The 6,120-nt window shown below is 67.4% G+C and carries 5 protein-coding genes; 3 read left to right on the top strand and 2 right to left on the bottom strand.

The window, feature by feature from the left end:
* Window positions 1-119: 119 nt before the first annotated feature.
* Both CRM90_RS29230 and CRM90_RS29225 read left to right on the top strand, forming a co-directional pair.
* Window positions 120-542 carry a nitroreductase family deazaflavin-dependent oxidoreductase gene (locus CRM90_RS29230; RefSeq protein WP_083116609.1) on the top strand — a complete coding sequence of 141 codons (423 nt, stop codon included), beginning with the start codon at window positions 120-122 and terminating at the stop codon, window positions 540-542.
* Between the two features lie 16 nt (window positions 543-558).
* A complete protein-coding gene (locus tag CRM90_RS29225) occupies window positions 559-1,998 on the top strand; it encodes an FAD-binding oxidoreductase (RefSeq protein ID WP_102810352.1) in 1,440 nt (479 codons plus the stop codon).
* 12 nt (window positions 1,999-2,010) lie between these two features.
* Here CRM90_RS29225 and CRM90_RS31400 read toward each other — a convergent pair whose 3' ends face one another.
* Window positions 2,011-4,518, bottom strand: coding sequence for a cellulase family glycosylhydrolase (locus tag CRM90_RS31400; RefSeq protein ID WP_102810351.1), 2,508 nt, complete (start codon window positions 4,516-4,518; stop codon window positions 2,011-2,013).
* Between the two features lie 55 nt (window positions 4,519-4,573).
* Window positions 4,574-5,266, bottom strand: coding sequence for an alpha/beta fold hydrolase (locus tag CRM90_RS29215; RefSeq protein ID WP_158249089.1), 693 nt, complete (start codon window positions 5,264-5,266; stop codon window positions 4,574-4,576).
* Window positions 5,267-5,537: 271 nt separating this feature from the next.
* Here CRM90_RS29215 and CRM90_RS29210 point away from each other — a divergent pair.
* The coding region (locus tag CRM90_RS29210) for a cbb3-type cytochrome c oxidase subunit I (protein WP_199190104.1) at window positions 5,538-6,120 on the top strand (583 nt) is incomplete at its 3' end.

Below are 6,120 nucleotides of genomic sequence, written 5' to 3'. Positions count from 1 at the left end.
CACACCCTCCTAGAACTGGTCGCGAACTGACTCACAACCAGCCTGGCAAAGAGGGACAGCGCCGGTTATCGCGCCCCAGATGAGGGAATAGTCCAACCACGAGAGGAGTTGAGCGGTCCATGACTGAGAATGCGGAGTTGAGCCCCACTGATTGGGTGCGGGAGCAGACCGAACAGATTCTGAAGCAAGGCACCACCGACGGCGTCCACATCATGGATCGCCCGGTCGTCCTGTTCACCACCACCGGTGCCAAGTCCGGCAAGAAGCGCTACGTGCCGCTGATGCGTGTCGAGGAGAACGGCAAGTACGCGATGGTCGCCTCCAAGGGTGGTGACCCGGCGCATCCGTCGTGGTATTTCAACGTCAAGGCCAATCCCACGGTGACCGCGCAGGATGGCGAAACGACCGTGACGCTGACCGCCCGCGAGGTCTCCGGTGAGGAGCGCGAGCACTGGTGGAAGCTGGCCGTCGAGGCCTACCCGCCCTACGCCGAATATCAGACCAAGACTGATCGTCTGATCCCGGTTTTCGTGCTGGAGTAGCACTAGCATTCAGCCTGTGTCGGGGCAGATGTCCCGCCAGGAGTTCGTCCGGCGGGCAGTGGGCGGGCTGGCCGGCGCGGCCCTACTGAGCGCGTGCCGCACCGTCACACCCCGCGCGGTGTCGAGTCCCGGCCCGCCCGACTGGGCGGGTCTGCGCGGCCGACTCGACGGCACGCTGTTGCTGCCCGCCGACCCGCAGTATGCGTCGGCGAAAAGCACCTTCAATTCACGCTTCGACGGATCCGCGCCGGCGGCGGTGCTGGCGGCTGCCTCCGTCGCGGACGTGCAGAGGGCGGCCGAGTTCGCGTCGAGTCACCACATCGGGGTCAGTGTGCGCAGCGGCGGGCACTCCTACATCGGTGCGTCGTCGCTCGATGCCACCCTGGTGATCGACCTGCGTCGGCTGCCCGGTGGCGCCGACGCCGGCAGCGACACAATGACGGTGTCCCCCGCCACTGACCTGGACGCCGTCCAGACCGCACTCGCGTCGCGGGGCCGGTCGATTCCGTCCGGCAGCTGCCCGACGGTCGCCGTCGCGGGACTGACGCTGGGTGGTGGTCTGGGTTCGGACGCCCGCCTGCACGGACTGACCTGCGACGCGCTGGTGTCGGCGACGTTGGTGTTGCCCAGCGGCGACATGCTGTCGGCGTCGGCTGACGACCATCCCGACGTGTTCTGGGCGCTGCGGGGTGGCGGTGGCGGCAATCTCGGCGTCGTGACGTCGATGACGTTTCGCACCTTCCCCGTCACCGACCGCGACGTGGTCACCATCGCCTTTCCGATGGATGCGGCGGCCGCCGCCATCGCCGGTTGGCAGCACTGGCAGCAGGCGGCCGATCGTGACATCTGGGGCATGGTCAACATCACCGCCGGGGACGGCCCTGGCCGCTGCACGGTCATCCTGGCAACTCCGCCGGGCAGCGGGCCTGCGATCGCCGGCGACATGCTTGCCGCCGCCGGGTTGTCGGCGTCGTCGACCCGAACCCGCACACTCAACCGGACGGACTTCGTGCACTACTTCGAGGGCGGCGACGCCGCCCGGGTCCCGCGCGCGTTTGTCGCTGGATCGGACATCGTCGGCGAAATGACCTCGGCGGCAGCGGAATCCATTGTCACCGCGATGGCGGCATGGCCGGCCGGCGCGGGCTCGGCGACGGCGGTGGTGGAGTCGCTGTCCGGCGCGGTCGGCGACGTCGATCCGGCGGCAAGCGCCTTCCCGTGGCGTCGGCAGGCGGCCTCTGTTCAGTGGTACACCGAGGCAAGGTCCGACGCGGCCACCGACTGGCTCACCGCGGCACACCAGGCGCTGGGGTCGGCATCGGTGGGCGGCTACATCAACTACCCCGAAAGCGGCGAACCGCTTGGGCGGTACCTCGGGCCGAACCTGCAGCGGTTCAACGCCATCCGCCACAGATACGATCCGGCCGGGATGATGCTGTCCGGTATCGGCGGATGACACGCGCGCCGCCTACGGCGCGGGGCTCACCACGACGTTGACGGTGGTGGCGCCGGAATCGGAGGCGACGACGAGTTGTGTGGCGTTCGCAGCCGAGACGACATGGCCGCCGGTGACCGTCACCTGGTAGCCGTTCGGGAACTCCACTCCTGGTACCGAGATAGTGGTCAGAGCACCGTCGGCGAACGTTCCGGCACCATCGACCTTCGCGGTGGAATATCCAAACGTGAAGGTGCCGTTGGTGAACGACCAGGACTTCGGCGTGCCCGACACCAGTTGCGGGTAGGGCGACGCCAAGGTCAGCAGGTTGCCGGTATTCACGTTGTCGCCGACCGGCGGCTTGGTCGGGTCGTACACCAGACCCTCGACATCCGGCGATCCGGTGATGTCACCGGCGCCGGTGTAGGCCCATTCGGCCCAACTCATGAAGTACCGGTCGCCGGACTTCATTTCCTTGGTGAGCGTGTCGATGTCACTGGTGGCACCGAACTCGTTCATCATCGCCGGGACGTTGTGCCGCTTGGAGTAGTTCTCGGCTTGTACCGCAAGTGTATTGGCGATCTTGGTGCACAGCGCACCACCGATCGGGCCGCAGTAGTTGTGGAATGCCAGGACGTAGTTCGGGTCAGCGACCCGGCCGAGCAGCGCAACCGGGATGCCGAGCAGGGTCGGCACTTCGGTGACCGCGGGGTTGGGCGGTTCCAGATAGAGCGGAGTCGTGCCGTCGACCGAGCGGATGGCGGCAGCGACCTGGTTGTACATCGGAGTCAGTTGTTGCGTGACGAAGAACGAGCCGCCGAGCAGCGCGACCGGATAGTTCGAGCCGGGGAACGGTTCGTTCATGATGTCGTATCCGATGACCGCGGAATTGCCCGCGAAATAGCTGGCGACGTGCTGCCAGGTCAGCGCGTAATTATCCAGCAGTCCAATGCTATTCGGCGCATCGGCGTTGCCCCAGAACGCATCCCAGGCATGTCCGAGGGCGCCGTTGACGTAGTAGTTGCCGGGGAACCCGGAGTTCTTGTTGGGCCGTCCGCCGCCGTCGGATGCCCATTCGGGTGCACCCTCGCCGTAGAAGGTGCCGCTGTAGAGGTCTTGGTGCATGTCGATGACGGTGTAGATCCCGTGGTCGGCCAGCATCTGCACCGTGGCTTTGATCGAATCGAGGTAGGCGGTGTTGATCACTCCCGGCTGCGGCTCCACCCCCGCCCAGATGACGCCCAGCCGCACGACATTGAATCCGTTGTCGGCCAGGAACTGTGCGTCCTGCTCGTTGAAGCCGCTGGCGGACGGTTCGTACGGGGCCAGTTTGTAGACCTCGTTGACGCCGTGCAAGATGACGGTCTGTCCGGCACCGTTGGTGAGCCAGGTACCGATCTGCGACAGCGGCGGTACCGATCCGGTGGCGGGCGCCGCTGCTGCTTGCGTACCCGAATTGCCCACGGCGCCATGGCTTCCGAGCCAACCGGCCGAGCCGCCGGCTCCACCGAGCGCCGGTAGACCCACGGAGGCCCCGCCCACACCGCTCTTACCCGCATTGCCACCACCGCCGCCGCTGCCGAGGAACGTCGCGCCGTTGCCGCCGTTACCGCCCCGTCCGCCGTCGGTCCCGTCACCGCCGACCCCGCCGTGCCCGCCGACGCCGAAGACCAGGCCCGTTGCGTCGCCGCCGGCACCCCCGCGTCCTCCGACGGCGCCGACGACAGCGGCGCCGGCATTACCGCCCGCGCCGCCGATCCCCATCAGCTGCCCGCCGGCACCGCCCGCGCCGCCATCAGCCCCCGCCCCGCCGGTTCCACCGGCTCCGCCGTTGCCCAGCGCGCCGGCTCGGCCACCTGCACCGCCCGACACCCCGGCCTCCGTGCTGTTCCATCCGGCGCCGCCGTCGCCGAGAAGCCACCCGCCTGCGCCGCCGTTGTGGTTGGCGGCGGTGCCGTCGACGCCGTTGCCGATCACGTAAGACCCGGCAGCGGAGTTGATGAAGTCGTCGACCTGCCGGCCGATCTCACTGGCGATCCACGCCTGCACGACAACGTGAAGCGGGGTGTAGACCAGCTGCTGAAACACCGCCGTCAGGTTCGGCGGTGCCGAAATGTGGGCCACCGCCGAGGCATTCGTCGGCGTGGCAGCTGCGATCGGTTCCGCGGCTGTAGCCCGCGCGGACCGGCTGTGGGCAGATGAGCCTTCCAACGTCCCAACCACGGTGGCCAGGGCGAGTTCGGCGGCGTTGACCGGCTCCTTGGGCTCAGCTGCGGCGGCCCGGGCGGTCGCTTTCACCGTCGTCGACGTCACCTTCTGCGTCGGAGCCTGCCGTTTGGGCAGCGAATTGACGCCCGCCTTGGTTGCTCGCGGAGCGCTCGGACCGGCCGCATGGCCACGGGCAGAGGAGGCCGTCGGGCGGGCGTTGCCGGAGCCGTCAGAGTCTGCCCATGCGACCGCCGTCGACGAGGCCAGTGCCGCACCGATACCCAGCGCGACCGCCAGACCACCGACTCGACCGATATGAGCAGACGCTTTCATGCATCTGTGTATACGGGACCTGGCTCAGCAGTGGAGTCAATTTGCCGCCACTGTCTCATTCCGCGGCGTTCAGCAACCGCTCCGCGAAGTCGGCGGGCTGGACGAACGGAGACATGTGAGCCCACCCGTGGACGATCTGAAGGCGGGCATCGGGCAGGTCAGCCGCCAGTGTCGACATCACCTCGGGGGTGCACCCGAGATCCTGCCGGCCGCAGAGCAGGGTTGCCGGCGACCGAATCTGCGCAAGCTCCGCCCTGCGGTCGTAGGTTGCCAGCGCCTCCAGTGTGGTCGCGTAGGCCGACGGTGACACCTGTGTCAGGCGCCGGCGGACGTCGTGGATCACCGGGCCCCCGTCGGCGATCTCGGCTGCGGTGAACCAGCGCGCGATGGTGGCCTCGATGTCGAGCGGCGTTCCCGCGCGCAACGCTCGTGCCGCGTCGTGAAATTCGGGCACCGGGATATCGCGCGTGCAGACCAGGATCAATCGGCGAATGCGATGCGGCGCAAGCAAAGCCATTTCCATGGCCACTTGACCACCCAGGGAGTGCCCGATCACGATCAGCGGCGGGTCAGGCTCGTCGTCCAACACCGCCTCGGCGAGGCGCTGTTGAAAAAGACCGTCGGCCTGCGGTCGGTTGAGGTCCGGGGCACTCGAATCGGCAGGCAGATGGGCACGGACCGCATCCCAGATGCTGGGGTCGAGCGGTGTGCCGTGGAGAAGCATCCATCGCGCTGTGGGTTTCGACATAGGTCCTCGACGTGATTGTCCACGAGCGCTTGGCGCCGGTCGGTCCGATGCGCGCTCGACACCCCGACGCGGCCACGTCAGCGGCATCAATTCGGGTGCCGTCGTCTCTTGGTTCGGTGACTTTCGTCCCTGTTCGGTGGCGGTATCGAAGCGCAAAGTGATGCCGTGGCGGCATCGACTGCCGAGGTGACGCCTGCACGCGATTGGAGGCCCTTCGTGATCGTCCGCGACATCGACGTGTACGCGCCACTGCCCGGAGGTGGAGCAATCCATGACAACTGAAGCGCCTCCCCTCGGAAAGCTCGAGGCCGGCCGGCCGTTTCCGGCCCGGACCGGTCCCAAAGGCAACCTGATCTACAAGCTGGTCACGACGACCGATCACAAGCTGATCGGCATCATGTACTGCGTCGCCTGCTTCGTTTTCTTCTTCATGGGCGGCTTGATGGCGCTCTTCATTCGCGCCGAGCTGGCCGTGCCCGGGCTGCAGTTCCTGTCGAACGAGCAGTACAACCAGCTGTTCACCATGCATGGCACGGCGATGCTGCTGTTCTACGCGACGCCGATCGTGTTCGGCTTCGCCAACCTGGTGCTGCCGCTGCAGATCGGCGCCCCCGATGTGGCGTTCCCACGGCTGAACGCGCTGTCGTTCTGGCTCTTCGTGTTTGGGGCGCTGATCGCCCTTGGCGGGTTCATCACCCCAGGTGGAGCTGCCGACTTCGGCTGGACCGCCTACACCCCGCTCTCGGACGCCATGCACTCACCGGGCGCCGGCGGTGACCTGTGGATCCTGGGCGTTGCGGTCGGTGGTCTGGGCACCATCCTCGGCGCGGTGAACATGATCACCACCGTGGTGT

The organism is Mycobacterium sp. ENV421 (assembly GCF_002887815.1).
Taxonomy (GTDB): Bacteria; Actinomycetota; Actinomycetes; order Mycobacteriales; family Mycobacteriaceae; genus Mycobacterium.
The sequence above is the reverse complement of the archived record's forward strand: the minus strand, read 5'-3'. Positions and strand labels throughout refer to the sequence as shown.

Bases quoted from the DNA above. Each gene is read 5' to 3' on its own strand.
- CRM90_RS29215 (WP_158249089.1), bottom strand. From the start codon at position 5,266: ATGTCGAAACCCACAGCGCGATGGATGCTTCTCCACGGCACACCGCTC.
- CRM90_RS31400 (WP_102810351.1), bottom strand. From the start codon at position 4,518: ATGAAAGCGTCTGCTCATATCGGTCGAGTCGGTGGTCTGGCGGTCGCG.
- CRM90_RS29230 (WP_083116609.1), top strand. From the start codon at position 120: ATGACTGAGAATGCGGAGTTGAGCCCCACTGATTGGGTGCGGGAGCAG.